28 protein-coding genes, 1 tRNA gene and 1 pseudogene are annotated in these 25,202 nt (G+C 58.9%); 13 read left to right on the forward strand and 17 right to left on the reverse strand.

The features are described 5' to 3' along the window. Positions 1-28: 28 nt before the first annotated feature. From ACFY2K_RS26225 to ACFY2K_RS26280, 12 genes are all read right to left on the reverse strand, one after another. Complete coding sequence (locus tag ACFY2K_RS26225) at positions 29-2,197, reverse strand: phage tail tape measure protein (protein ID WP_387714440.1); 2,169 nt, start codon at positions 2,195-2,197, stop codon at positions 29-31. Between the two features lie 224 nt (positions 2,198-2,421). Then, positions 2,422-2,724 carry a hypothetical protein gene (locus tag ACFY2K_RS26230; protein WP_387714443.1) on the reverse strand — a complete coding sequence of 101 codons (303 nt, stop codon included), beginning with the start codon at positions 2,722-2,724 and terminating at the stop codon, positions 2,422-2,424. After that, on the reverse strand, positions 2,724-3,185 hold the full coding sequence (locus ACFY2K_RS26235) for a hypothetical protein (protein WP_387714446.1): 462 nt from the start codon (positions 3,183-3,185) through the stop codon (positions 2,724-2,726). The genes ACFY2K_RS26230 and ACFY2K_RS26235 overlap by 1 nt, the downstream gene beginning before the upstream one ends. Then, positions 3,185-4,171, reverse strand: a complete 987-nt coding sequence (locus ACFY2K_RS26240) for a phage tail tube protein (protein ID WP_387714449.1) — start codon at positions 4,169-4,171, stop codon at positions 3,185-3,187. Before ACFY2K_RS26240 ends, ACFY2K_RS26235 begins: the two co-directional genes overlap by 1 nt. A 624-nt stretch (positions 4,172-4,795) precedes the next feature. Further along, positions 4,796-5,485, reverse strand: coding sequence for a hypothetical protein (locus ACFY2K_RS26245; protein ID WP_387714452.1), 690 nt, complete (start codon positions 5,483-5,485; stop codon positions 4,796-4,798). A 299-nt stretch (positions 5,486-5,784) separates the two neighbouring features. Further along, positions 5,785-7,047, reverse strand: a complete 1,263-nt coding sequence (locus tag ACFY2K_RS26250; protein ID WP_387714455.1) for a phage major capsid protein — start codon at positions 7,045-7,047, stop codon at positions 5,785-5,787. Continuing rightward, entirely contained in the window at positions 7,016-7,642 is a 627-nt protein-coding gene (locus ACFY2K_RS26255) for an HK97 family phage prohead protease (RefSeq protein ID WP_387714458.1), read from the reverse strand. Before ACFY2K_RS26255 ends, ACFY2K_RS26250 begins: the two co-directional genes overlap by 32 nt. Next, positions 7,599-8,846 carry a phage portal protein gene (locus ACFY2K_RS26260; RefSeq protein WP_387714461.1) on the reverse strand — a complete coding sequence of 416 codons (1,248 nt, stop codon included), beginning with the start codon at positions 8,844-8,846 and terminating at the stop codon, positions 7,599-7,601. Before ACFY2K_RS26260 ends, ACFY2K_RS26255 begins: the two co-directional genes overlap by 44 nt. Before the next feature lie 47 nt (positions 8,847-8,893). Then, positions 8,894-9,019: a hypothetical protein gene (locus ACFY2K_RS26265; protein WP_387714464.1), complete on the reverse strand. Its 126-nt coding sequence runs from the start codon at positions 9,017-9,019 to the stop codon at positions 8,894-8,896. 58 nt (positions 9,020-9,077) lie between these two features. After that, a complete protein-coding gene (locus ACFY2K_RS26270) occupies positions 9,078-10,733 on the reverse strand; it encodes a terminase large subunit (RefSeq protein ID WP_387714467.1) in 1,656 nt (551 codons plus the stop codon). 279 nt (positions 10,734-11,012) lie between these two features. Continuing rightward, positions 11,013-11,087, reverse strand: a tRNA-Leu gene (locus ACFY2K_RS26275). Continuing rightward, a complete protein-coding gene (locus ACFY2K_RS26280; RefSeq protein ID WP_387714469.1) occupies positions 11,088-11,489 on the reverse strand; it encodes a hypothetical protein in 402 nt (133 codons plus the stop codon). It lies immediately after the preceding tRNA gene. A gap of 200 nt (positions 11,490-11,689) precedes the next feature. Between ACFY2K_RS26280 and ACFY2K_RS26285 the strand changes: the two genes are divergently transcribed. Further along, positions 11,690-11,935 (forward strand): hypothetical protein, encoded by a 246-nt coding sequence (locus tag ACFY2K_RS26285; protein WP_387714472.1) that lies wholly within the window; start codon positions 11,690-11,692, stop codon positions 11,933-11,935. Positions 11,936-12,030: 95 nt separating this feature from the next. On the opposite strand, the gene ACFY2K_RS26290 is transcribed toward ACFY2K_RS26285, so the two are convergent. Beyond that, positions 12,031-12,543: a hypothetical protein gene (locus tag ACFY2K_RS26290; RefSeq protein WP_387714474.1), complete on the reverse strand. Its 513-nt coding sequence runs from the start codon at positions 12,541-12,543 to the stop codon at positions 12,031-12,033. Positions 12,544-12,746: 203 nt separating this feature from the next. On the opposite strand from ACFY2K_RS26290, the gene ACFY2K_RS26295 reads away from it, so the two are divergent. Both ACFY2K_RS26295 and ACFY2K_RS26300 read left to right on the forward strand, forming a co-directional pair. After that, a complete protein-coding gene (locus ACFY2K_RS26295; protein WP_387714477.1) occupies positions 12,747-13,625 on the forward strand; it encodes a helix-turn-helix domain-containing protein in 879 nt (292 codons plus the stop codon). Between the two features lie 10 nt (positions 13,626-13,635). Continuing rightward, positions 13,636-13,854 carry a DUF397 domain-containing protein gene (locus tag ACFY2K_RS26300; RefSeq protein WP_387714480.1) on the forward strand — a complete coding sequence of 73 codons (219 nt, stop codon included), beginning with the start codon at positions 13,636-13,638 and terminating at the stop codon, positions 13,852-13,854. Between the two features lie 102 nt (positions 13,855-13,956). Here ACFY2K_RS26300 and ACFY2K_RS26305 read toward each other — a convergent pair whose 3' ends face one another. The 4 genes from ACFY2K_RS26305 to ACFY2K_RS26320 form a co-directional block, all read right to left on the reverse strand. Next, a complete protein-coding gene (locus ACFY2K_RS26305) occupies positions 13,957-14,439 on the reverse strand; it encodes a phage terminase small subunit P27 family (RefSeq protein ID WP_387714483.1) in 483 nt (160 codons plus the stop codon). Between the two features lie 312 nt (positions 14,440-14,751). Further along, entirely contained in the window at positions 14,752-15,075 is a 324-nt protein-coding gene (locus ACFY2K_RS26310) for an HNH endonuclease (protein WP_387714555.1), read from the reverse strand. Between the two features lie 297 nt (positions 15,076-15,372). Next, complete coding sequence (locus tag ACFY2K_RS26315) at positions 15,373-15,708, reverse strand: hypothetical protein (RefSeq protein WP_387714486.1); 336 nt, start codon at positions 15,706-15,708, stop codon at positions 15,373-15,375. Between the two features lie 149 nt (positions 15,709-15,857). Continuing rightward, complete coding sequence (locus ACFY2K_RS26320) at positions 15,858-16,118, reverse strand: hypothetical protein (protein ID WP_387714489.1); 261 nt, start codon at positions 16,116-16,118, stop codon at positions 15,858-15,860. Positions 16,119-16,600: 482 nt separating this feature from the next. Between ACFY2K_RS26320 and ACFY2K_RS26325 the strand changes: the two genes are divergently transcribed. The 10 genes and pseudogenes from ACFY2K_RS26325 to ACFY2K_RS26370 all read left to right on the forward strand — a co-directional run. After that, a complete protein-coding gene (locus ACFY2K_RS26325) occupies positions 16,601-16,792 on the forward strand; it encodes a hypothetical protein (protein WP_387714492.1) in 192 nt (63 codons plus the stop codon). Positions 16,793-17,580: 788 nt separating this feature from the next. Then, complete coding sequence (locus ACFY2K_RS26330; protein ID WP_387714495.1) at positions 17,581-17,910, forward strand: hypothetical protein; 330 nt, start codon at positions 17,581-17,583, stop codon at positions 17,908-17,910. A 15-nt stretch (positions 17,911-17,925) separates the two neighbouring features. Then, positions 17,926-18,096: a hypothetical protein gene (locus tag ACFY2K_RS26335; protein ID WP_387714497.1), complete on the forward strand. Its 171-nt coding sequence runs from the start codon at positions 17,926-17,928 to the stop codon at positions 18,094-18,096. 110 nt (positions 18,097-18,206) lie between these two features. Then, the gene (locus ACFY2K_RS26340; protein ID WP_387714499.1) at positions 18,207-18,566 is read left to right on the forward strand and encodes a hypothetical protein; all 360 of its coding nucleotides are present in this window, start codon (positions 18,207-18,209) and stop codon (positions 18,564-18,566) included. Positions 18,567-19,215: 649 nt separating this feature from the next. Next, on the forward strand, positions 19,216-19,473 hold the full coding sequence (locus ACFY2K_RS26345) for a hypothetical protein (RefSeq protein ID WP_387714502.1): 258 nt from the start codon (positions 19,216-19,218) through the stop codon (positions 19,471-19,473). An 82-nt stretch (positions 19,474-19,555) separates the two neighbouring features. Continuing rightward, positions 19,556-19,822 carry a hypothetical protein gene (locus ACFY2K_RS26350; protein WP_387714504.1) on the forward strand — a complete coding sequence of 89 codons (267 nt, stop codon included), beginning with the start codon at positions 19,556-19,558 and terminating at the stop codon, positions 19,820-19,822. Beyond that, a complete protein-coding gene (locus ACFY2K_RS26355) occupies positions 19,823-20,182 on the forward strand; it encodes a hypothetical protein (protein WP_387714507.1) in 360 nt (119 codons plus the stop codon). A 738-nt stretch (positions 20,183-20,920) separates the two neighbouring features. Next, complete coding sequence (locus ACFY2K_RS26360; RefSeq protein WP_387714510.1) at positions 20,921-21,148, forward strand: hypothetical protein; 228 nt, start codon at positions 20,921-20,923, stop codon at positions 21,146-21,148. A 783-nt stretch (positions 21,149-21,931) separates the two neighbouring features. After that, positions 21,932-23,923: a recombinase family protein gene (locus ACFY2K_RS26365; protein WP_387714558.1), complete on the forward strand. Its 1,992-nt coding sequence runs from the start codon at positions 21,932-21,934 to the stop codon at positions 23,921-23,923. Continuing rightward, positions 23,884-25,176, forward strand: a pseudogene (locus ACFY2K_RS26370) (NCS2 family permease); the annotation flags it as partial. The gene ACFY2K_RS26365 and the pseudogene ACFY2K_RS26370, both read left to right, overlap by 40 nt. Positions 25,177-25,202: the final 26 nt, after the last annotated feature.

Genomic DNA, 25,202 nt, shown 5'->3' on the forward strand with positions numbered 1-25,202 from the left:
CCCCGGCCATTCGGCCGGGGCCTTGAACCTAGAAGCCAGTACGGCCGCCGTTGCGCTTGCCAATTCGAATGATCTCGTCTCGCACGCTCGAAGCAATGGAGCGGGCTAGGTCACGTTCGGCAGTAACCGAGCCTTGAACCGTCACATTGACAATCACCTGAGACCCCGAGGAGTCCCCAGGCGTTGCGCGCTGGGAACCGAGAAGGGGCGTTACCCGAGCGCCCGCCGGAAGCTGTAGAAGCTCCGGGCCTGCGTCACCAACAATGGCCGCACCACCAGCAGTAACGTTACCGCCCAAAGCCAGATAGGGAATGTTGGGCGTGCTGATGGTGTATGACGGAATGTCCATACCGAAAACGCTTCCGCCGCCTACCGTAAAGCTTAGATTATTCCAGGCTCGAATAATCCGGTTAACGGCACCCTTGAAGGTGTCGTAGATTCCATCCCACATTCCGCCGAAGTTGAAAGATAGGTTATTGGAGAACCAGTTCTTTACATTCTGCCATCCGCTCTTAATCCAATTGACGGCATCGTTGAATCCGCTAACCATATTGTCAATGGGGCCCTTGAAAGCGCCGTAGACCATTTCAAAGCAGCCCTTTACGATGCCAACCAGAGCGCCAACAATTCCGGAGGCTATATCCTTAATGCCCTGCCACATCTTCCCCCAGTTGCCAGTTAGGAGACCGATAGCAAATTCCCATATGCCCTTTAGTACATCAAGGAATCCGCCAATGACGCCCATTACTTGCGTAACCATTCCCGAGGCTACTCGAAGGATATTGTCGCCCCAATTGGACCAGATGTAATCAAGCACCTTAACCACGGTTTCGACTACGGTCTGTATGTATTGGAAGCCAACAGCGATAGTTTCCTTTAGCTTCGTTACCACGGGCTCTATTCGCGGCCACATGGATTCGAACCAGGGGATTACCTGATCTCGGACAATCGTAACGACCTTGTCAAAAGCGCCGTGAATGGTATCCGTCGTAGACGAGATCGTGTCTCGAATAGTGTTCATCGTGCCGGACTTCTGCTCTACGTCAGAAAACATCCCGCCAAAGACGCCCTTAATCCAGTCAATAGCAGGCCCGAGGATCGTGCTTAGCACGTTGGCAAAGCGCTCGACAATCGGAAGCACATAGTTGCCGATTAGGTTAACGAAGCCCTCTTCCAGGGTTCGCTTAAAGGTCTCGATTCGAGTTGAAGCGTTATCCCTAAGCGTGCTACCCATCTTGTCGGCAGCCCCGCCGACTTCGCCAAGAGCGGCAACGGCGTTAGCGGGGTCCATTGCATAAAGGGCGTCGCCCAAGTCCTCTGCCTGCGTGCCGAAAAGCATTACCGCAGCCTGGGAGCGGGCCACGGGATCGGGCATGGCCTTTAGCTTCTGGAGCGTTTCCGAAAGAGCGGCATTAGCCGTGGCACCACCGGAGCCGATACGCTTAGCCATGTCCTCCGCATTGAGGCCGATAGCCTCAAAGCCTTGAGCCGTGGTTTCCGAACCGTCAACCGCTCTAATAGAGAATTCCTTTAGAGCATCTGCCGCGAGATCACTATCACGCGCACCGGCCTTAATGGCTTGACTGATTAGCCCCATTGCCTGGGGTCCGTCAACGCCTAGCTTTCGAAATTGGGTGCCATACTCATTGAAAGTATCCAAAAGGTCGCCGCCCTTGTCGGCTCCCGTCTGCATTCCCTTAGTGATTACGTCGAAAGCCTCATCGGCGGACGAAACAAGGCCGGTTCGCATCATCTGGGAAACCGCCTTAGTGACGCCCCCTAGATCCTGATCAAAGACCTTCGAAACGTCTTGGGCCTTCGTGGCAATCTTCTGGAGCTGATCATTAGAGGCGTCGGGCGGTAGGATGCCGTCCTGCATAACGCTCTTGATTGCGTCCGTGGCTTCCTGGAAATTCTCGGATACGCCAGAGGCATAAAGCTTTCCGGCCACATCACCGGCGTTCTTCGCCACAGGGCCAGTTAGGCCCAATTGGGCCTGTAGCTTGCTTACGGTCTTTTGCTGGTCCAAAGCCTGCGAGATGCCGTCCATGAGGACGGCCCCGGCTGCCACGGCAAGGCCAGCCAGCCCGGCCTTTAGGGCGGCCCCCTTGGACATGAGCCCATCGACCAGGCCGCCACCGCCGCCCGCTCCGGCCTGATGCCCTGCTTCGGCGAATTGCTCGCCTGCCTGGTCCATGGAGGAGCCCAGTTGCCGGAGGGCATCCATAGCCCCGGATGGGTCTCCGTCAATAATGATGCTTAGCCGTGTCTCACTACCACTACCCGGCGGCATGAATCACCCCCCTATGTTCTCCCTCATGAATTCAAAGAAGACGCCGTAAACGTCTAGTGGCAAGTCCATAAGCTCAGAAAACGTCATGCCGTAAAAATGGCAGAACGCTGCATAGTTCCTAAGCTCTGTCAGTCTTTTGGGTCGGCCTCCGCCTGCACCACCTCAAGCTCTGCGGCCGGAACGTTAAGCGCGTCGTCAAAGCTGAAATCCGGATCAGTCTTCCGGCGAATAAGCCAAACGAGGGCTACCAGGTGAAGGGGGTCTAGGCGGGTCTCTCGAACCGGTCGGCCCTTCTCGTCCTTTACGGGCGTACCGTCGTCATCCTTGACCGGCACCGCCTTAAAAGCTTCCTGCACGGTTACGCCGGTCTTGTCCTTAAACTGGACCATATCCCCCAGGGTCAGGCACTTAGGGTCAAAAGCGAGCTTCATTAGTTATCCTCCGGGAAAGCGTTGCGAATGGCGCGGGCCAGGGCCGCGCGATAGATCATGAGAATGTCGCCGGTTTCAACATCGCGGCGGGCCTTGAAAAGGAAATAGCCGTCACGGCGAAACGGCTTGAACTGGTGATACCGGTATGAGCCGAACTCTCCACCCATCGCATAGGGATAGGCGGTTCCGCCGTACATGACCCGAGCGCGGCCCCTAACCCGCTCCATGCGGAGCGAGCGGGCCGATTTCGGGGCGACACCGCCGACGCCAGCGGCGCGAATGTGGGCACGCGCTATGACGGCTTCACCGATCTCGTAATCGGTCTGTGCGATAATGCGAGCCATGTTGTCACTGGTGGCAGTTAGGTTCTTTCGAACCTCTTCAAAGCCTTGGACCTCAAAGCTGGTGAAATCCTTCTTTGACGAACGAGTGCGCTTCTTGGCGCTCTTCTTGCGCGGCATTAAACCGCCGTGTCAAGACTCTTGTAAGTAACGCTAATAGCGTCGTTGCCTACGTTGTTAAGCGCCAGGCCCGAGATGGAAAGCTCCGGAATCTTGCCCGCCTCAATATTGGGCGCGGCAGAGTCAAACCGGGCATTAGGCATTGTTACGGTAATAACCGGGACAATAAGCGGCTTAGAAGGATCGGGGGCAACCCCCTGCCAAGTAAGCACGATGTTTCCAAGAGTGCCGGAAGCCAAGGCGGCAGAAGCCTTATTGTAGGCCGTCATACCATCAAAGTCCCCCTTTAGGGAGAACTGAATCTTTCGCGGTGACTGCTCGCGCGGCTCACGACGCCCAAGACCAATAGCCCAGCGATCATCCTTGAGCCCGTTGTCCGTCTTAACGGAAACCTCGGAGACGGCAAAAGCCGTGGAGTCAAGAGTCACAGTCCCGCCGACAAAGGTAAAGAGCTTTGCGTTAGTCGGATATGTCGGGGTTGCCGGGGAACCGGTGCGAATGGCTTCCTTGGCGAATACGAGATCCAGGTTAAGGGACAGAACTCCGTCAACCTGATTGGAAAGCTCCCAGGAAGAAACCTTTCCACCCGGATAGGAGAACTGAGCAAGTCCGCCGGAGGCGTCTGCCCGGCCCACCTCTGCGGTAAAGCTCTTACCGGCCAGGTCTGCAATCGTCGCCGTAAAGAGGGTGTATCCGTCGGTATCCTTAGTGCCAACGTTCACATTTCCAAGCATGTGCTTTAGCCAAAAGGCAAAGCCCCTGTCCAAAACCTCAAGCTCTAGGGAACCGTCAGCCCCCTTGGGGTTAGGTGCGAAACGGTCAGCGCGCATAACGCGCTGCCCCATCTGCATAGCATTGGACTCGACACGCTCATACTTGCCGGAAACGCTTTCCTTGCTCAGCTCATAGAATCGGGAAACCGGAACAGTAGTGCCGTAGGTAACTTCATCGACGGTGCCGATATAGGAATCAAAGACAGAAGCCATTAGCCCTCGCTTTCTGTAGTAGTTCGGGCCTTAGCCCAGTCCTCACGGGCCACCAGGCCCGCGCCAATGTCGTCCGGCACGTCCACCGGCTCCCCGGCCTCCGCCGTAAGGCCCAGCGACGGCACGTCCACGGCCCCGTGGGGGCCGGTATAGATGACCCGCAACTAGGGCCCCTCCTTTGTGTGTTGAGCCCCCTGGGGGGCGTTTAGCGGCCCTCGCGGGCCGTGACCGATATGGAGCCCTCCCACTGGGCTTCCGCCCCCTCTGGCGTCGGCCAGGAGATGAGGCGTTCCGGCCGGAGAAGTGAGCTGACGGCCAGGCCCCCTAGGGACGGATCGGAGGCAATGGCAGCCCGACAGGACTCGACTGCCGTTAGGGCTGCCGTTTCCACTTCTTCCGCCTGGCCGCCCGGCCGGAGAACGGAGACGATTAGGTGAACCGAATAGACGGTTTCCGATTGGCGGTTTGTAGTCCAGTGACCATCTGCCCAATCAATCTTTCCGACCATCACCCAAAGGCGGGGCGGATTCTTTGGCATTGACCATGTGACTTGAAACTTAGAAAGGCCGGGGGCCACTTTGAATCGGTCAACGATGGCTCGCTTTACTGCGAGCGTGTTAGCCGTCAAATGGCCCACCTTTCCAGCTTGTAGCGGTTTAGAATTGCGTCCACCTCCGGTAGGCCGGTCTCAAAGCCAGCCCTACCGGCGGTAGCAAGCTGGTAGGTTCCCATATCGCTGATCTGAAATGAGACGGCGCGATCGGGAATAGCCGTATTGGCTGAGACCAGTAGATCCCTGATTCGCAGAAGCGCCGCCCGCCTCACGTCGGCCGGAGGGGGATAGATTCCAAACTCAAAGTAGGTTGACCCGTCAGGGCTAACCGTCTGGCGGCTAATGTCATTCTCTCGCTCCTGCGGATCTATCCCCGCCGAAAGAATGCGAGCACGCATCACAAAGGATCGTTCGGTAATGCGCTCGAACTCCTCTTCCACCACATCGCGGGCAGCAGCTATCAGAGCAGAGGGGTACCTGATGGAGTCGGCTAGAACATCATCGAAAGCCCGAACATCCTTGACAGAGACAATCGGGGATTCGGTTACTTCAAAGAAGAGACGCCGATAGCCGGTGTCATGAATCCAATAGGCGACGTATTCGCCAAGCGCTCCAGGGGTCCACCTGCATACCCAAGCGGGGGCCTCATAAGTGGCCGCCTGATCCAGGAGCGGCGCGGGATCGGTTGGCCCGGCCTGGCGTCCGGAGTAGATCCGGAGGCGAACGTTAGTGGCAGAAGAGGAATCCTCTTCGTCCCCCATGTCTACCGATAGCGTCGCCCGCGTGCCAAGCCGTAGGCGCAACGTTAGTTCCTTCTTTCGTTAGTTCTTTCTTAGGGGTTCTTTCGTGGGCGGCCGGGCCCCCGGCGAACCGGGGCCGCCGGTTCCGGCTTCATGTCCCCCGCCGTAAACGGCGCATCAGCCGGGATAGCGTTCCCTAGCTCGATGTGCCGTTCGGCCAAGTCGTCGGACAGATCCAGGACGGCCCCAGGGCCGGGGTTGAGGTGGCCACCCACGAATCCGGTTAGCTGGCCAGTAAGAGAGACCTTCAAAAGGCCCCCTTAGCTTGCGGCCGAGCGAAGCGCGGAAACCGCCTCCAGGTCCATTAGGTCACCATCGCCACGATAAGTGATCTTCCAGCTAACCATGTCGGAATCCCAGGCGTATTCATCGGAACGAGCAACCGCGAGGCCCTTTGCCTGGCGAAGCTTGAACTTGGAGAAGTCGCCATACCAGAGAAGGTCAGTGTTGGCAGTTCCGGCCTTTGCGGTAACGGTAGCGTCAACCGCATACGGCTTTCCAAGCAGGGTATCCGGAACACCGACAAGATAGGACGGGTTCCAAATAGGATTGCCCATAGTGTCCTTAATCTTTCGGAGTTCCGCTAGCTGGAGATCGCCAAAGAGCCAAGAGGCATTCTTGCGATAACCAGTCCGTAGCTTGTGCTGGACGTCAATAAGGTTGTCATAGCTGACCGCGCCAAGGCCGGTGCCCTGGACAACCTTCTTACCGGCAGGAACGGCAAGCTGGAGCTTTGCGAGCATATCGGCCGCAAGCCGGTCGGCAACGGCCTCGCCCGCATCGTTAGCAACAATACCGGCAATGTCCACTTCGGAATCTGTCATAAGCTCAATGCTGAGCTGAGTACCAACACCGTACTTCTTTACGGTCAGATCCTTAGTGGTGAAACCGGCCTTAGTAAACGGGATCTTGTCACCCTCAGCCAGGACCGCAACATCAGCCGGAACCGGACGCGCGTTCTTGACCGGGTATCGAATGGTCTCGCCGTGGCTGGTGGTGAAAGTGTCAACGAGAGAAAGGAAAGGACTCCGCTCACGCATCGACTCTAGAACCTGGGCGATAAACTGCACGCTGGTCGTGTTACCGGCAAACGCAGGGTCGGCCACCTTACCGGCCTGAGCCTGGACGTTAGCACCAGCGGCGCGAGTCTCCGGGACAATCAGAACGTCTCGCATCTCGCCGTTGGCCACGGCAACAAGAATGGACCGAACGTCATCGGGCGCATTCTCCGGGGATTCCGGGGTTCGGCCAGCCGGGCCGAAAAGCGCGTCAAGCTTGCCGCTCTGGTTGCGGGCCTCCGCCTCCAGTTCCGCCTTAGCGGTATAGTCGCGGATCTCTTCGGACTTCTCGGTAATGGCAGTGTCCAGGCGCTCCAGGCGCTCCCGCTTCTCTGCGGCGGTCATCTTCGCGTCATCGTTGACGCTCTTGTACTCCTCAAAAAGACGCGCCCGGTAGTCGATAGCGGTACGCGCGAGATCAATAAAAGACAAATTAGTCCCCAATCGTGAGTGCGATAATGGCAAGCCGGGTAGAGTCAATCTCTGCCTCAAGCTCATAAGCCCGAAGGCTCTTGGCAACCGGCTCGCGCTCTGCGCGTGCCTTAGCTAGGGACCGCTGGGCAATCCCTGAGTTGGTGTCGAGATAGGCCGGATACGTAACCGGCGAAACGTCATAAAGCGTAAGATCCATGAGCTTGCGAAGGTCGCGGCCGTCGCCGTCATAAGACCAGTCATCCTGAATCGTGCGAAAGCCGAAACTGGACTGTGAGATATCCCCACGCCGTAGAGACTCGGCAAGGTCGCGCCCGGCCGACGTATTCGGTAGGTCCACCTCATAGCGCAGGCCGATAGAATCCTGTTCAAGGCGAAGCGTTCCCGCCGTGGTGCGGCCGAGAACCATATTCGGATCGTGGTTAAAGAGGGCCCTTACGTCGTGGGCTTCATCCAGTGCGCGAGTAAAAGCGCCCGGCTGGATGGTTTCGACCCATCCGCCTAGATCCTGAGACCTAGTATTAAACTTTGCCGCATAGCCGATAAGGACGCTTCCGCCGGTTTCTGTAGCGCGAAGCTCAAAATCACTTACCGCTGTTCGGGTCTCCCGTAGGTTCTGCAATGTCACCCCCAGTGTTGTTGTTCGGGTCTGCCTGACCCGTAAAGGGGGCCAGTTGCGCCGGAACCTCCGGCGGCTTTAGGGATTCGGCCGTAACCGGTGTCAGGTTCGCTGGTCGGTAATACTGGGCTCCAAGTCCATCCGGCATCGGTTCCCAGTCCTCAAGTTCCGCAATGCGGTCTGAGTTGAGGAAGCCGTTTTGGATGCCGATTGCATAAGCCTGGTAACGCTCTGCCGTCTTGGCCCTAAGTCGCGCATCAAGGTTGAACTTGACATAGCGATTACCGGGAAGAAGGAAGGTGGATATTGCCTGCTCTAGGCGGACAAGCCACGGGCTTAGCGTCTGGTCAATGAACCAGCGGTTTTGCTCCTCAACGCCACTACCCCAGGAGCTAGTTACAGTGGGGTCAACCTGATTGGCGGGGACTCGATAGATTAGGGCAATCTCGACCTTCTGAAAGCGTCGAGTATCCAAGAATTGCGATTGCTCCGGTGTGATAGTGACGCTTTGCCACGTAGCACCGCCGGTTAGGATTCCCAGAGAATGCGAGTTGTTAATTCCGGTGTGCTGCTTCTTGAACATGTCCCGCAGCATTAGGGCTTGATCCTTAGTAGGATTCCCTGGATGCTGAATGATGCCGGTCATTGCCGTACCCTGTCCAAAGAACCTTGCGCCGAACTCCTCTGCGACAAGGCCAAGGCCGACCGCTTGGCGCGCATTCTCCAATGGGCTTAGGCCGCGAAGGCGACCGGGCATCGTGAAAGCCGGAATCCAAAGAAGCTCGCTACGGTCGAAGATTTCGCCGTTAACTTGAAAGCGAAGATCCATACCGTTGTTTTGTTCCATGATATGGACAATACGAGGGTCAACAGGATAAAGAGCGCGAATCCCGGCGGTAACCGGATCTCGCTCCGTATAGATGAAAGCGTTTCCGTCAATCAGAAGACTCGTCATGATTCGATGCCAGAAATCAAACCGCGTCATGAACGGGTTTGGCGCATCAAGCCACGGCGGGTTATTAACCTTGCGGTGTTCCTTTCCGGCGATGTAAGTATCAATCGGAAGAAGTGAGACGGAATCGGCAATGAGGGATACGCAGTAGAGAACGGCGGGCAGCAGAAGGGCCGTCCTTGTGGACACGTCCCGGCCGCCATAGGTCTTGGAGCCCGTAGAAGCCCAGAATGCGGGCTCTTCCCACGTTGGGGTTTCCACGAGGGGGACGGATCGGCGCTCACGCCGGAAGAGGCTTCCTAGGCCCATCAGCGGCCCCTCTCGCTGGCGATCCCGGCCGCCAGGGCGAGGAGTCCGGCCAGGGCCAGCCCGGCCGTCCTGGAGGCCGACCAGGCCGCCAGTGTCAGCAGCCCCCCGCCCGTAGCCTGAAACACCGCATAAAGCCGAACGCGGGCCAGTGCGTTACGTAGGGTCTGAATAGTCGGCCTCCTTTCAGGTAAACGAAATAAACTCCACCTCCGGCGGGTCTTCCGCTGGGACAAGGGAAACGGCAAGCGCATTAAGGCTTGCCGCGATGCCATCAATCTTGTCTGCCTCGCGCGTGCGCTTAGGCTTCATTAGGCCATCAGCCTTGTATTCGATCTCAACGTTATTGGCCATCCAGGCGAGAACGGGATTAGCGCCATGCCGAAACGTTCTCTCGGATATCAAGCCTTCGAGCATCTTGCAGGGCTCATTAAGCCTTGTAGCCGACTGGGGCACCTTGACGACACTTAGGCCGCCATCTTCCAGGCGTTGCACGATTTGAAGCGCATTCCACGGGTCATAGCCGAGATGCTGAATATTGAAGGTCTCAGCATCGGCGGTAATGTCTGCATAGACGCGCTCATAATCGACGGTCTCACCATCAGTGATGGTTAGATATCCAAGCTTCTCCCAGGATAGGAACTCCTCCCTTTGCTCCTGCCTCCGCTCAATAGCAGCGCGAGGAACCCAAAAGCGAGGAAGGACAGTAAAGCCGGGGGCGGTCGGATCATCGGCCGTGCCCGGGAAGAGCAGCACCCACGCGGTAAAGTCGCTCGTTGAAGCCAAGTCCAGGCCAGCGAAGCAGGCCCGGCCCGTCAGGGCCGACCGGCTAACCGGCTTGTCGGCATTAGCAGCCCAGGAGTCCATAGAGATCCATCGGGTAGCCTGTGCTACCCACTGGTTTAGACGGAAGACGCGAAAGGCGTTTTCCGCACTGGGCTTCTCCTTTGCATCCCGGAACTCATCCCTTAGCGTGTTGATGTTAAGGAAGTCGCCCAATGCTGGATTTGCCCAATACCAGCCCGTAGGCTTAATGCCGTTAGCGGGATCGCCTGGCGATCCTTCATCCGTCCAATCCGCTTCCTTTGGCAGGTTGCGGAGATAGACAAAGCGCGAAGGGTCTAGATTCTGGTCACGCTCCACGCGCTCTGAAAAGTCGTGCTCTTCCAGGGCAAAGCGGGCCGACGTGTAAGCGGCAGTAGTAATGCAAAGCATCAATGGTTGCGTACGGGTACCAAAGGACTGACGCATAGCGTCAAAAAGGTGACGATCCTTCTGCGTTAGCACCTCATCCATTAGAACCATGGATGCGTTAACGCCAAGAGCGCCCGCAGCGTCACCCGGAAGAACCGCGTAAACGCTATTGCTCTTGCGATCAACGATTCGCTTCCGCGAGTCGATGATTTCCAGGCGCTTTGAAAGTACTGGGCTAAGCTCCACCATTCGTTTGGCCGTATTAAAGACTAGGGCGGCCTGGTCCTTGTCCGCCGCTACCGAATAGACTTCGGCGGACTCTTCATCATCGCCGACCAGGCCGAGAAGCGCGATAGCCGAAGCTATCTCACTCTTTCCGTTCTTTCGGCCAAGCTCAATCCATCCCATGCGGTATTGACGAGTCCACTCGTTGAACTGGTCGTCATAGCGCAGGGTGCCAAAGAGGGGCCTAAAGATTCCTTCCTTCTGCCACTCGGACAGATAGAAAGGGTGGCCCGCCGTACGGCCCTTAGTATGAACTAGAAGCTTTTCAACAAACGCAATTGCCCGCTCTGCGCGGGCTCCGTCGTAACGCCACCATAGAGGGTCGGGGTTTGCTGGCGCATGAGGCGCAATCGGATATGGCAAACCTTCCCCTCTCTTTAGTTGTGGCGGGCATGCAAAAGGCCCCCGAAGGGGCCGTGTCTATCAAGGTGGAGTGCAAATCTTGCAGTACATGAAGTGTCTTGTTAAGGCACGGGCACGCCGGTCTTTGTCTAACAGTGCAAAGCCCTGCGCGAGTTTGAAAGACGAAACGCTCTGGTCGGCGGCACCAGGGTTAGTAATAGTCCACCGGGCTAGAACCTGATAGTACTTGGAGCACCGAAACGGCTTCTTGTCGCCCACACTGCCTCTTCATTACTAATGTACCCGAAGCCGGATTCGAACCGGCAACCTCCGGCGTCTAAAGCCGTCGCCTCTTGCCAATTGGGCTATTCGGGCCTAAAGCTCTCCATAGTGAAAGATCCATTCAACCGACACGCGACGCTTCCAGCAAAGGGCCTTTTCCATGCAGGTAACGTAAACGTCGAACCTGCCGGAACGAACCCGACTGGGGCGAAGTTCAATAGCTGCCGAATCCGTGCCCAAGTGAATCCGGCACTCTTCGCACTGAAATAGCGGCGCATCAAAAGCAGCCTTACGGAAATGCGGCTCGGGAACCTCAAACTCCGGCCACTCATCCGGGTTGGCCATCCGAAGAAAGCAGGCGGCCACGTCGCGGCAAACGCGACGCTGGTACATAGTTCCCCGGGTCCCTCCACCATAGACGCGGGTTTCAAGCTGAAAGGAATACATGAGCGTGATGCAACGGCCGCAAGGGAAGAGGCCATCCATTACAGTCATTTCGTTTCACCTTCTGTCGGACTAACGCCGGAGCCCTGTCCTTCCCCGGCCAGGGCTCCGGCGGAGACTCAACCCGCGAGGGGGGTAAAGCGGGGAATCTCGCTTCCCTTGCGCACCCACGCTTGAGCGCCGGGCCAGGGAAGTATTACGGGATCGGGCTCCGCAAACATGGGAGCCTTACATCCGTCGTGCGGGATTGTGTGCACTATGTCAATCGTAAAGACCATTTCGGCTTCATTGCCTTCGGAGCCGACCGCAAACTCAAGGTTCCGCCGATCCAGGCAAAGCGCGACCTGTGCAGCGTGAAAGCCGTCCCTATCAAGAAAAAGGTCACCATTCCCGGAGTAGCAAAGGCGCACAGCGCGATTGAAAGCGCGCAAAGCCAGCGAAGAGCGGGGAAAGAATTCACCCGGCCCTGCGAGAACAAAGGCCCTCGCGTCGTGTAATGGGCGTAGCTTCGCGGTGCCGCTAATGCACCGAAGCACATAGCGCGGCGGAAGGAGGAAGCCGTCATTGCGAATGATCGTGCCTCTACGCATCTCTATTCCTTAACGTCCCACTCGTGCCAAAAGCACTTACTGTCAAACCTGACGTATGCACCCTGCCGGTCAGCAAGGAGACCGCAAAGAGCAATGCCCCGTCCGGATTCGGCCACCTCACTAGTAACTAGGACCCTTTCCCCTTGCTCGTTAACCGTGGTCTCGTGGGTGCGGTAGTAGGGAACGTAGTTACCCACATCCCAAACTTCATGACGCAAGAGCTTCTTAACCGTGTCATAGATGATGACAACATGGCCCAGGGGATCTTTTATAAAGGGATCTTCCCCGTTGCGAATTGCCGAAAGATGCTGGGCATACTTAACCGCGTTGCCTACCAGCTCAGACGTGATAAGCCTAACGTCTTCCGAGTAACCCCAAAGGTCAAGCTCATCGCAGGTATTAGCGGCCCACGTTCGCAGGTCCTTAACGTCCAGGGGGTTTCGCCTGAATTCGCGCACGCGCCGACGAACCTTCATGAAGTCCGGAACGTTAGTGGTGCTGTCGATTGCGGGCATGGCTAACCCCCTCTGCGAACAGGCATGGTTAAGCACACAGGGGGACGGAGCGTCGCCACCTGATCTCTGTGCGTTGGTGCATCGTTGCACCGATACCGGCCCTGGTGCAACGGTGCACCCAAGATTCGTCAAGATGGGTTGATCTCACGTTGTGAGCTGACAGCCGGACCAGGCATCCTGTACTAGGAAGCCAGGGAGGCGAGTTGGCAGAGCGAGAGAACCCAACGGCACGTCAGGCCGAGCTAGGCGGCCTGATCCGCTCCATGCGGGAAGCGGCGAAGATGTCGGCGGCCGACCTGGCCGCCAGGCTCAAGAAGAGCAAGGCGACGCTAAGCCGCATGGAGCGAGGCAAGATCGGGCTTAGTGAAGCCCTCTTGATCGCCACCATGGATCACCTGGGGGTGGAAGATCCGCAGCTTCGTACCGATGCACTCCAGCTGCGGGCGGAGGCAGAGGGAGGCGGGCAGGGCTGGGAAGGTGAGCCGGAGTTCCGCGCAGCCCTCAAGCCGGGCTTTGCAACCCAGATCGGCAACGAGCGAGAAGCTTCGGTTATGCGTTCGCTTGATTTGCTTTGGCCTCCAGGGCTAACGCAGAGCCCAGAGATTGCCGAACTCATGGCGCGAAAGTTCCTTGAGAACTCGACTGAAAGCAACGTAAGGCCGCTCGTTGAGGCCAAGATGCGGCGGCAGGAGAGTCTGACGCGGGACGTTGCCCCGCTAACGCTATGGGCTGTGATCCCGGAATCTGTTCTACAGCATTCAATTGGGGATAGTGAGATCCTGCGGGGTGCCGCGCTTTATATGGCGGACATGATGGAGAATTACCAGAACGTCAATGTTCACGTCATCCCCAACGACTCTGCGGGCATGGTGTTGCTCACCAACTCGTTCGCTATACTGAGCTTCCCGGAGAGTTGGCGGCCTGATGTGGTGTGCGTCCCAGGGCTAACCAGCACCCGATACCTTGAAGATCCCGCAGAGGCGCGAGCCTATAGGAACCTGCATGAGCGAATGATGATGCAATACTCGCTAAGGCGGGACCAGTCGCTATCTCTCATCAGGTCTTACGCAGCTAAACCGTAGAGGAATAAGCATGTACATCATTAACGATGCATCCACCCTCAATGTTGAGTGGACGAAGGGGCGGACCTCCGGGCCGGATGACAACTGCGGCCAGTTCGCCAAGGGGCCCGATAGCGGGGTCTACTTCTCCCACAGCAAGGCCCCTAACGGCCCGGCCTTCTACCTGAACGCTGGCGAGTGGGAAGCCATGAAGGCAGGATTCCGGGATGGCGACTTCGAGAACCTGTGAGCCCGAAGGCCCCTAGAGGCCCTGAGAGGCCCCCGGCTCCGGCCGGGGGCCTCTTGCTGTGCGCTGGGCAGAGAACTGGGCCAAGAGGCCCCCAGGGCGGGCCTACGAGGCCCCGCCAGTCAGGAGCGCGAGCACATCAGCGCCCGGCCCGCCCTGGTCCTCCGGCTGGACGGCCAGGCGGGCGCGGTCGGCCGGGCTCAAGCCCAGCTTTGCACCCCACTTAGCCATCTGATCCTGTGCGGCTATTTGAGCCTGCAAAGCCGGATTCTTAACCACGCTTCCCTGTCGCCCTTCGGCACTAAAGCCGTTAGCGCTAATGTCGCGCGTGGCGGCGACATAGAGTGAATAAGCCTGGCAATAGGCGGCGACCGCTACACGGTCCGCCTTAGTGATGATTCCCATTGAATCGAGAATAGGCGCAAGCCTATTCCATTCCTCTAGTGCGATATCGTCCAGCCAATCCGGCGCGGTTGGATAACCGCCAGAAACCGAAAGCTCAGAACCAATAGGACGACCGCCGGGGTTTCCATTAAGGAGCTTAACGGAAGCGGGCTTAGGAAGACGACCCGAATTAGTGCCTCCCATTAATCCACCTCCTTAAAGCGTTATGGGAATAGCGCCGCATAACTATTCACGTGAATAGTTATGCAATGAATGGGCATAAATGGATATGCATAGCTATGCTGTCCTAAATGTCCGAATTGCCCTTTTTTCCTTTTTTCGCAAAGGTTTGGGGGAACCTCCCAGGAGGGGGGTGCTAGGAGGGTTAAAAAAGTTTTATGCCCCCCTATGTACCTTAATGTCCGAATTGACCGGATCATATTTATGCATTGCATGGTTATGCACCATGCTGCATGAATGAATAGGTTTACATTCGGAATGCATAAAGGCGTTGGGTTAAGTCTTATTCCCTCGCCTGCTATTGCAGGCACGGCATAGGACCCTAATGTTAGACAGCTCATTACCCCCGCCCTTAGAGCGGGGCTTAATGTGATCCCCTGTTAGGGGATTATCCTTATTGCCCCGTGTCATACACCAAGAACAATAGGGCTGCCTTGCAATGGCAGCCTTTACATTGGCCACCCATGTTGCATCATACGCGCCCTTAACGCGCGTATTCTTGCTCTTGTATATGCGCGCCTTACGGGGCGCGCTAATAGGGGAACACGCCTCACATAGCGTGTTCCCTAGATTAATCAAGCGGTGACACCGCTTGCACATTGCTTTAGGCAATGGGCCTCCTTTCGCATTCGGCCCATTGCTAACGGGCGTGCTATAGGGCACGCCCTATAAGTGAGGGCCGCTTTAGGGCGGCCCTTATTTGTTCTCTCATATATAGAAGTCGTGTTACGGGCCGGATAGTTAACACCCCGCTCGTGTGACGTGCGCCACACAGCCGGGCGCAGCCGGAACGGCCCCAGGGCCCCTAGGACAGCCTGTCGGCCCAGCAGGCAGGCGCAGCCCCCAAACGCGAGAAGCGGCCCCCGTAGGGGCCGCTCCAGGGCTTGCTAGGCGGTGTCAGTCGTCGTCGCCCAACGACGCGGCCGGTTCGGCCGACTCCGGCCACTCCTCCGGCGTGTAGGCCCCGTAGAGGCCGTAGACCAGCTCAGCCGACCAAACGCAGTCCTCGCCGACCCAGGCCCGCGCCTCGTACGTGTCCCCTTCGCCGATGTTGTGAAAGGAGCCGTTGTCACGAAGCCAGCGGTAAGACTCGTCACGCAAACCGCTTTCAACCGACTTGGAGAGTTCACCCTTTCCGTTAAGCCGAAGATCACTCGGCTTGTAAGCGGAGTCGATTCCGCTTTGCACGTTGTAGTCTTCGTGGCAAATCTGGAGCGTAAGAGCGGTCGCCATGACTCCCTTTCCTCCGGGGATCGTCCCCGGTTCCTTATGGGTCCATCGTAGCAAACCCACTATCAGGTTTGCAAGGTTTGTTCGTTCCTTCGTTCATTCTTTCTTAGGGGGGAAGCGGGGGCCGTCGAACCGACCCCCGCCCCTACACCTTAGAAGTTCTCGAAGCCATCCGAAATGATGTCAACGCGGACCTTGTCGTTTCGGTGCTCAACCAGCACGCGCCAAACCAGGTCATTGCCCTGGTACAGCTCGATTTCGCCCCTGTCGCCCGGCTGGAACATGTTCCCCTTGTTGATGGCCGTCATGGCGTCGTGAGCGGCTACGCGGGTCGGCTTCTCGGCGTAGTGGAGGAGGTAGACCGTTCCCTCACCCTTCGGGAGGCGGTGGTTAGAGGCGACCACGTGGAACATGATTCCCTTCCCGGTTCGGGGCCCTTCCCCGTTCCTTATGGTTAGAGCTTAGCGCATTAGGGAGTGAAAGGGAAGCGAAAGGAAGGGGCCTCTTTCTATTGCAAACCTGGGGAGAGGTTTGCTAAGCTGTACTCATCAGCAAACGGAAGGGCCGTTTGCGGAGTGAGACCTTAAGGGGTTTCCATGGTGGCACCACGGTTCATAGCAGCGGTAGCGGATGTGCACATAGAGGGAAGGGTCTTCCGCGCAATCTTCCCCCTGTGGGCGCGGACTCGCGCGGGGGCGGTCGTCAAGATCCGCCGCGCCATGGCGGCCCGCCAGGGAACTACCGTGGCGGTCTCGCTCCGGGGCATTATGCCCATGGACAAGGTGGAGGCCGGGCGGTACGAGTTTGATGGGGGTTGGGCCTACGGCCCGTCGTTCATGCCCGTTTATACGGTCCTGGAGGACGGCCGAATCCTGGACAGGGTGGCGGCCTGATCATGACTCAGAAGCGCGCGAACATCATTGGCCTGATTCTGTCCCTGGTCCTGCTGGCTATCAGTGTCGGCCTGCTCACGGGATTCATCTTCGTCTATGACTGGGCGGAACAGTCAGGCATAGTGGTTGGCAATGCCGACTGCCAAGCCGGTATCGAATGGCGCGGCGAAATCGGCTACTTCATAGAGTGCTAGAAGTCAAGCCCTTTGCGGCCCCCGTTTCGGCGGGGGCCGCTTTGCGCCCTTTGACCCGTTCGTAACGTTCGCCCCTTTTGTCTCCTAATGTCCGTTTTGTTCGAGAGGCCAGTAACGCTATGTAATTTGGTGCCTTAGAGGGCCGCAAAGGGCCCTTGGCGGGCTTTGCCCCCTGGGGTCCTTGCTAAAGCTAAGCCGCTTTGGCGGGGCCCTTAAGCGGGCGCGTATGGCTTCGGTCTTTCGGGGCACGCGAAAGCCCCCGCCCGAAGGCGGGGGCCATTGGCGATCAGCAGTTGCGGAACTGGATTACATACCGCCCACCACGATGCCGAAAGGTGCTGAAACGGTTCCCCCGAAGCTCGTAGATAACCGGGGTGGACCAATGGGCCTGAGACTGGCGAATGATCCGGCTAAGGAGGTACCAGCCGGGGGAGCACTCGCAGAACGTTGTGTAGGAAAGCACCCTTCGGGGCGTTGTGCGGATTAGGTCAACCTCTCCCATGCACGCTTCGCTATGCAGTCCCCCTATCTGCTTCCGGTGGATGGCTTGACCGTTCGGAAGGTTGATAGTCATTTGCGACATTGGAGCCCCTTTTGAGCGCTAACGTTCGGGGGCCCTTCCCCCGATCGCTGGTACTACTGTAGCAAACCCGATCCAGGGTTTGCAATGCTTTCGGCTGGTCGAATCTTCTTTCGCCTATCGCTTCCTAAAGGGGTCTTCGGGGTGATAGAGTTCTTTCATCAGCCCGGCAAGGGGCCGGGTCGAATAGCCCGAAGGGGTTCAAGCAATGCCGGTGTACTTCCTGCCCGACGAAGAGACCATCACGGACAGCCAGGCCCGCAAGATTGCGGCCGACTGGCACAGCCCGGCCAGCACGGGCCTTACGGCCCTCTCCACCACGGGCGCTATCACGGAGGATGTGGGCGCGGAGATCGTGGCGGAGATCGACGGCCTTAACGCGGAGCTGCACCCGCGCGGCGTGTTCGATGCCCTGCCGTCTGCGATGCGTCAGAACGAGATCAACGACGGAATCAAGGCCCTTCGGGACCTGGAGGTGTACGTTACGGTTCACGGCCCGCGCGAGGCCGTTCCCGGCTGGTCGAACGTCAACTACTGAGAGGGAGGGCACGTTATGACCCTGGAAGAACTCCGTATCGCGTGTGTAGACCGCGACGGCACGATTCAGACCGCTGCCGGATTCGGCATCGAGCTTGACCCCGAAGACGTGATCATTGTCGGGGGCGCACCCACCATTGACGGCATGCCCGCTGCCGAATGGTTGGAAGCAATGGCCATGGACTGACTGAAAGGCCCCCGCGAAAGCGGGGGCCTTTTGCCTTGCAAACCCGCCATAGGGTTTGCTACTATTGACCTACCGGCAAACGGAAGGGCCGTTTGCGAAAGGGGCTTAGCGTGGCCTACTACCACGGCACGGCATCCGAGATCATTGACGGCGAAGTGTCGCCGCTGTACTCGGGAAGGAACTGGCGTTACATCTCCGGCGATTACGCCTATGCGACTAGCAGCGTCGAAAGGGCGTGGTTTTATGCGGAGAACGCTTGGCATATGGGCGGGGACTTTCCGCGCGTGTATGAGGTGGAGCCCTTGGGGAATGATTGCGAGATGGACCCCCAGGACGCGGCTAACGGGGTACGGTCGTCAACGGGCTTCCGAATTGTCTCGGGAGTGCCATGGTCCGAAGAGCGAGGCCCAAAGGCAAAGTGGGAGCGCCCGCCAGTCAGCATCCGTTTGATTGAGTTCATGGAAGACTAGTTGAAAGGCCCCCGCGAAAGCGGGGGCCTTTTGCTGCGCCCTATCGCTTGCAAACTCCACCCAGGGTTTGCTACTATTGGTCTATCAGCAAACGGAAGGGCCGTTTGCGGTGAGACCCCGAGGGGCTGCAATGTCGCGCAAGCGCGAATTCATCTTCGATTCCATGATCTACATTCCTGCCGGGGTCTTTCTCAGTCAGGCCATGTGGTATCAGGCGCAGTTTGTTTGGAACGGCCTAAAGGTGGTCGTTAGCTGGATTGCCTAACCTGGCCAGGGCCCGCCCCGAAGGGGGCGGGCTTTGCCATGCCGTCAATGTCCGTTTTGTTCGGAAGGGCGGTAACGCTTTGTAATTTAGCCCCTTTAAGACCCTGGAAGGGGCCATAGGCTGATTGGGGCCATAGGGCCTTTGCTAAAGGCTTCCGGGCATAGTGCACCCACTAAAGGGCCCTTTCCGGGCCGTGGGGGCGCTTGGGCCTCCCCGGAACTTGCCGCAGGGAGGCCCGGCCCAACACCGACACTACACGTGGTGGCCGTGGTTGCAAACCTGTTTTTGAGTTTGCTTCGGGGGTTGCAAACATCGGGCGGGGTTTGCTACTGTCGTCACATCAAGCCAGGCAAGGGGCCTGGCCCTGACGGCGGGAGCCGACACGTGGACGCGAAGAAGGCCGCTTACTTCTTGGAGCAAGCGCAGCACGAGCAGGACGGCAACCTTACGGAGAAGGGGGCCCGCATCTACAAGGAGGCCATCCAGGAGGCCGCCGACGCGGCCGGGGTGGACCCTGACGCCCTGGGGGCTTTCTTCGTGGTCTTCCATAAGGCCCACCAGGCGAAGCACGAAGCGGCCTTCCCGAAGTCTCCGGCCCTGCGGGAGATAGAGGAGCTGTTGAGCCCCACGCACCGCAGCTAAGCGCAGCCAGCACCGCCAGGAAAGGCCCCGATTACCGGGGCCTTTCTTGTTCCCAAAAACGATTTGCCGCACGGGGGAAACCATGATTGACCTGGAACGCGAAGTCAGCATCCGCAAGGCACACAGCATGCTGGAGCCTTACCGCTCTAACGCCTACCTTCACCGTAAGGCCGTTACCGCCGTTGCCGAAGTGGCCGCCAATGGCGGGGATATCGAAGGGGCCGCATTCCGCGCCGCCCTCTTCCTTTCCATGGAGGAAAGCACCCAAGGGGACGAATGGGCCACCAGGCAGCGTCTTACGGGAAAGCGCCCCGTGCGCCTCACCAACCGCGACAAGAGGGGAATCTAGTTGACGCTACGCCTTTACCCGAACATCTTTGAGAAGGCCGCCGACCTTATCGACGCAAACGGTCTAGCCAAGAAGGCGTATAAGGATGCGGAAGGATGCTTTTGCACCCTTGGCGCTCTTAATGCCGCCCTGGACAACGGCTTTACCGGTAGCGAAACCGGAGAGCCCGGAATTGCCCACGAAGGCATGAACGAATGGCTTAACTATGTTGGCCACCTTGCATCCGTCCTGCCGGACGGCTATACCGACGTTCCCGAATGGAACGACGAGCCGGAACGCACGAAGGAAGAGGTATCGGCTTTCCTCCGCAAGGCCGCCGCCGACCTGTGGGAGGAATACAGTTCCCACTACTACGCATGACGGCTTTACTGCCGTAGGCGATTCGGAAGAGATAGCAAGAGCACTTCACAATGCCCTAGTATTCCTTCCTGCCCGAGCAAGCCCGCCCTATGTGCGGGCAAGGTTCTTTTCAAATAAGGTTGAGTTCCTGGCAACCGACTGCTACACAATAGGCTCCGACTGGGCCGATTTGGAATCCGGCCCTAATGGGCCCGTCGAAGTTTGGATAACCCAGGATGCGGCTAAGCAGATCGAATCTACGGCACGCAAAGACGTTGTCCCGAAGAGTCGCGCGCCGATGGATGCCCCAGACGGTAAAGGCCGGGGCGCTTTCACCCTTCATCGCGGGGACGCTCTTCATTTCGCCCCCCAGCTTGAAGGAATGCCAACATCGGGCCGGGACTGCACAGGACGTGTCGGGGCTATTCCTTGTGCTGCCGGAATAGTAGAACCCGAAACGCTTTGGGAGGCATGCGACGACATGCTAATACCCCTGGAGGCCGGAGAAGGTGACCGGCCGCCGGATAAAGCAATGTTTGACCCGTCGCTACTCGGGCGGTTTAGTAAGGTCAAGACACCAGGAAAGCAGTTGGGGCATATGGATATGCTGTTCACCGATGCCTCTAACATCACCCTGGTAAAGATTGGAAGCCGCTTCCGGGGGGCCATTATGGCAATCAACAGGGAAACGGCATCAGCGCATCCTCAAATGGAACAGGATTCGCTTTGGTAGTCGAAACGACAAGAGGAGAAAACACTATGACCGTCAACATTTCCGCCGAGATCCGCGCCGCCGTTGAGGCCGCCCGCAACCCGCGAGGCCGCGCCCGCAAGCTGTCGGACGACCAGATCCGCATCATTCAGCAGCTCTCTGCCGAGAATGAGTCCAACGTGACCATTGGCAAGGTGTTCGAGATTTCCCCTGGCACCGTTGCCGAATACCTTAAGGTCGAGCTGGACGAGGCCCAGGAGAACGGCGCTGCCTAAGAAGTATGCGGGGCCGCATGAGCGGATTCTAGAACTGCTCTCTTCTCGGGAGTGGGTTTCGACAACCGAGATTTGTTCCGCCATCGGCGGTAGCAATAACGGCACCAGGCGGCTAAGGGAACTCCGCAAGGATTACGGCCTGGAGATCGAGACCCGCCCCAAGAAGGGGTGCCCCTTCAAGGACTGGGAATACCGGCTAAAGGACAGGCCCCAGAAGGCCGCCGAAATGGAGACCCTGTTTTGAACGGCTCCGGCCTGATGATGAGTAGTCGGAACTGGGGCAGCATCACGGGTATTTACCCGTGCTGCCCCGGCCACGACATGACCCGCAGCGCTAAGGACCGAAGGCGTTGGCGTCGGCAAATACGACGGAAGGAGGAGCGCGCTTGGCTCAAGCAGTGGCAGCGCGAGGAGGCCCGCTAGAGGCTCCCAGGGGGGAGCGGGGGCAGGAGTGCCCAGCCGTACAGTACATGAGTGAATCCCGGAGTCCAAATGTCGTGCTCCGGTGGCGAGTTGAGAAGTTCTCTGACCAGGCATACCGAACCATGCTGAGCCTTCTTTTCGCCCCTAGTCGCCAGTAGCCCTACGGGGAGGTACAGTTGACGCCACAACAGACCGTGAGTCCCCAAGGTGGTCAGACCTGGGGGCAGACGGAAACAGCCCCCAAGGTGGTCAGACCTCGGGGGCTGCGGGTGGCCCCGTGAGGGGCCGTGGCCGACTGTAGAGGAGTCGTCCGTGTCTTATATTGCCATGCCTGCAACCAGCTTGGCCACCCGTCCGCCTATGGCGCGGCCGGTGAGCGTCCTTCAAAGTGGCGCGATTGATGTTGCCCTTCGTGCGGGCTCCCCGTACCGCCTTCGTGCCGTGGACTACCTCCGAGTTAGTACGGAGGAGCAGGCTAAGGGCTACGGGATTCAATACCAGGGCAGGAAGACCACCACTCACATTGGCCGCAAAGGCTGGGACCATGTGGGCACCTATGTGGACGAGGGGATTAGCGGCAGTCTTGAAGCCGAAGACAGGCCCGACCTAAAGCGGCTCATGGAGGAAGCGGCAATGACGCCGCGCCCCTTTGATGTGGTAACGGTAAACGAGGGTCGCGCTATTGGTCGCACGGGCCGCGCCTTTTGGCGTTGGGTCTGGACTCTTGAAGACATGGGCATTTTTGTTGCCATTGTTGACGGAGACGTTGACAATACAACCCCCGAAGGCCGCCGCGAAATGCGCCGGTCGGCTGACTACTCCGAGACTGAGTGGGAGACCATTCGGAAGCGCACCCAGGGCGGCGCACAGGAGAAGGCCGAATTTGGAGGATGGACCGGCGGGCCTCCGCCGTTCGGTTGGGAGATTGAGGACCAGGGGAAGAAGGGCCTTTCAAGGCTGGTGGTGAACCCCAAGGAAGCGAAGATTATTTGGCGAGTCATTGAACTGCTTCGCTCTGGCCTTAAGTTCAAGAAGATCGTTGCGCGTGTAAATCTGGAGAAGCTGTTTACTCGCTCGGGGCGGCCCTGGTCCTACCAGAACCTCCGGGATCGCGTTTTCTCTGAGCCTGTGCTTTATGGCTATGTGACATTCCGGGATGTTAACAACTCCCGCACGAAGAAGAACCTTGACGGGACTCCGGTCTATGGTCCGTCCGTACGAATCCCCGTGCCTCACTTTCTTAGTGAGGATGAGATGGTCTACCTGCGGACCGTGAAGTCTGGCCGTGCGCGTGGAGAGAAGGCGGCTCGATTTGGCTACCCGCTGTCTGGCCGCCTGTATGGACTCTGCGGCAGTCACTACCACGGCCACAAGAACGACAAGGACGGCAAGTATCGTAATTACGAATGCAATGGACGAAAGGAGGCGTATCCCGGAGCGCCCGTATGCAGTGACAAGCACATTGATGCAACTGCCCTTGAGAAGCATGTATGGGAGCAGGTTTGCGCCTCCTTCGGAAGTGTTGACAGGCTAACCGAGCTTGCGGCGGATTGGGTTGGATCGGCGCAGGGTGACAAGAGTAGCCACATAGAGCGCATTGCCGACCTTGACAAGCAGATAGAGGATATGAACGCGGCAATCACGGCCGTAATCATTTCTTCGGCCAAGGCCAAGCAGTCGGCAGATGCAATCGCGGCGGCAACGGCAGCATTGAATGAGGAATTGGCGCAGTTGGAGGAGTTGCGCAATGAGGCCGCCGCATGGCTGGAGGAAAACAACCTTGCCGAAGAGCGTGCAAACTCGTTGTTGTCGCTGGCGCGTGATTCAAAGGATAGGCTCCCGAAGCTAGACGCAGATGGTCAGACAAGTTTCTACGGCCTTCTTGATATCAGGGTCTATCTTGAGGAGCAGCCCGAGGCCCGAAGGGGCGGGCTTAAGTGCGCAATTGGAGAGTGGTACCAGGAGCGAAAGCTACAGGTGCCAACCGGCATCACGGATGCAGAGTGGGCCATAGTGGAGCCCGTATTGCCTCGCCCTGGCGCGCGCGGTGATGTGCGGCGAAAGATGGTTGAAACTATCCTGGACAAGGCCGTGTCGGGGCGCTCCTGGCGAGAGGCAGCGGCGGCCCATGGGGCTGTTGCGAACACGGTGCAGGTTGCTTGGGCTCGGTGGTCCGCCGATGGCGTGTGGGCCCAGGTGGACGCGTTGCTCAGGGACGTGCCGCGCGTTCCGCCCCGGCTCGGCTCTACCCCGCTGCCAGCGATGCGGATTGAGGGGGTTGCAGATCCACGCCTGTTGGCACCTAGTGAAGAGTCCTCAACCCGATCATCCTGGCCAGCGCCACGGACATGACCGGGGCCCACCTGGACAGCGCCCAGCTGGTCACCGCCACCGCCCTCACCGCGGGTCTCACCACCCTGCTGATGGGCGTGATCGGCAACGTGCCGATCGGCCTGGCCGCCGGACTCGGCGTCAACACCATCGTGGCGCTCCAGCTCGCGCCCAGGATGACCTGGCCGGACGCCATGGGCATGGTGGTGCTGGCCGGCTTCGCGATCATGCTGCTGGTCGCCACCGGCCTGCGCGAGCGGGTCATGAACGCCGTGCCGCTCGGCCTGCGCAAGGCCATCGCGATCGGCATCGGCCTGTTCATCAGCCTGGTCGGCCTGGTCGACTCCGGCTTCGTCAGCCGCATCCCGGACGCCGCCCACACCACCGTCCCGCTGCAGCTCGGCGGCAACGGCCACCTGCTCGGCTTCCCCGTGCTGGTCTTCGTCTTCGGCCTGCTGCTGACCCTGGTCCTGGTCATCCGCAAGGTGCCCGGCGCCATCCTGATCAGCATCGCGGCCTCCACCGTGCTCGCCCTGGTGCTCGACAAGGTCGCCGACGTGCCGGCGCTCAAGTGGGGCCTCACCGTCCCCACCTGGCCCGGCAACCCGGTGGCCGCCCCCGACTTCGGGCTGGTGGGCAAGGTCAGCCTGTTCGGCGGGTTCGAGAAGGTCGGCGTGCTCACCGGCGTGCTGTTCGTCTTCACCGTGCTGATGTCCTGCTTCTTCGACGCGATGGGCACCATCCTCGGCGTCGCCGACGAGGCCCACCTGCTGGACGAGAAGGGCGACCTGCCGGGCATCAACAAGATCCTGATGGTCGACGGCATCGCCACCGCGGCCGGCGGCGCCACCTCCGCCTCCGCCAACACCTGCTTCGTCGAGTCCACGGCCGGCGTCGGCGAGGGCGCCCGCACCGGCTTCGCCTCGATCGTCACCGGCCTGCTCTTCGTGGTGGCGCTGTTCCTCACCCCGCTCGCCACCATGGTCCCCGCCCAGGCCGCCACCCCGGCCCTGGTCACGGTCGGCTTCCTGATCCTGGCCAACTCGATCAAGGAGATCGACTGGGCGGACTACACCATCGCGATCCCGGCCTTCCTGACCATCGTGATGATGCCGTTCACCTACTCCATCACCAACGGCATCGGCTTCGGCTTCATCGCCTTCTGCATGCTGCGCCTGGCCGCCGGCCGCGGCCGCAGCGTCCCGGTGCCGCTCTACGCGGTGGCGGCGGTCTTCGCCTTCTACTACCTGATGCCGGCCTTCGGCCTGCTCTGACGGCCGCCCGGCCCGTAGGGCCCTCC

The organism is Kitasatospora sp. NPDC001309, assembly GCF_042896295.1.
In the GTDB taxonomy this organism is placed as follows: Bacteria; Actinomycetota; Actinomycetes; order Streptomycetales; family Streptomycetaceae; genus Kitasatospora.

Excerpts from the sequence above, each read along its gene's own strand:
- ACFY2K_RS26225 (WP_387714440.1), bottom strand. The coding sequence starts at position 2,197 with ATGGACCAGGCAGGCGAGCAATTCGCCGAAGCAGGGCATCAGGCCGGA.
- ACFY2K_RS26230 (WP_387714443.1), bottom strand. The coding sequence starts at position 2,724 with ATGAAGCTCGCTTTTGACCCTAAGTGCCTGACCCTGGGGGATATGGTC.
- ACFY2K_RS26235 (WP_387714446.1), bottom strand. The coding sequence starts at position 3,185 with ATGCCGCGCAAGAAGAGCGCCAAGAAGCGCACTCGTTCGTCAAAGAAG.
- ACFY2K_RS26240 (WP_387714449.1), bottom strand. The coding sequence starts at position 4,171 with ATGGCTTCTGTCTTTGATTCCTATATCGGCACCGTCGATGAAGTTACC.
- ACFY2K_RS26245 (WP_387714452.1), bottom strand. The coding sequence starts at position 5,485 with ATGGGGGACGAAGAGGATTCCTCTTCTGCCACTAACGTTCGCCTCCGG.
- ACFY2K_RS26280 (WP_387714469.1), bottom strand. The coding sequence starts at position 11,489 with ATGACTGTAATGGATGGCCTCTTCCCTTGCGGCCGTTGCATCACGCTC.
- ACFY2K_RS26290 (WP_387714474.1), bottom strand. The coding sequence starts at position 12,543 with ATGCCCGCAATCGACAGCACCACTAACGTTCCGGACTTCATGAAGGTT.
- ACFY2K_RS26300 (WP_387714480.1), top strand. The coding sequence starts at position 13,636 with ATGTACATCATTAACGATGCATCCACCCTCAATGTTGAGTGGACGAAG.
- ACFY2K_RS26305 (WP_387714483.1), bottom strand. The coding sequence starts at position 14,439 with ATGGGAGGCACTAATTCGGGTCGTCTTCCTAAGCCCGCTTCCGTTAAG.
- ACFY2K_RS26310 (WP_387714555.1), bottom strand. The coding sequence starts at position 15,075 with ATGTGCAAGCGGTGTCACCGCTTGATTAATCTAGGGAACACGCTATGT.
- ACFY2K_RS26315 (WP_387714486.1), bottom strand. The coding sequence starts at position 15,708 with ATGGCGACCGCTCTTACGCTCCAGATTTGCCACGAAGACTACAACGTG.
- ACFY2K_RS26320 (WP_387714489.1), bottom strand. The coding sequence starts at position 16,118 with ATGTTCCACGTGGTCGCCTCTAACCACCGCCTCCCGAAGGGTGAGGGA.
- ACFY2K_RS26325 (WP_387714492.1), top strand. The coding sequence starts at position 16,601 with ATGACTCAGAAGCGCGCGAACATCATTGGCCTGATTCTGTCCCTGGTC.
- ACFY2K_RS26330 (WP_387714495.1), top strand. The coding sequence starts at position 17,581 with ATGCCGGTGTACTTCCTGCCCGACGAAGAGACCATCACGGACAGCCAG.
- ACFY2K_RS26335 (WP_387714497.1), top strand. The coding sequence starts at position 17,926 with ATGACCCTGGAAGAACTCCGTATCGCGTGTGTAGACCGCGACGGCACG.
- ACFY2K_RS26350 (WP_387714504.1), top strand. The coding sequence starts at position 19,556 with ATGATTGACCTGGAACGCGAAGTCAGCATCCGCAAGGCACACAGCATG.
- ACFY2K_RS26360 (WP_387714510.1), top strand. The coding sequence starts at position 20,921 with ATGACCGTCAACATTTCCGCCGAGATCCGCGCCGCCGTTGAGGCCGCC.
- ACFY2K_RS26365 (WP_387714558.1), top strand. The coding sequence starts at position 21,932 with ATGGCGCGGCCGGTGAGCGTCCTTCAAAGTGGCGCGATTGATGTTGCC.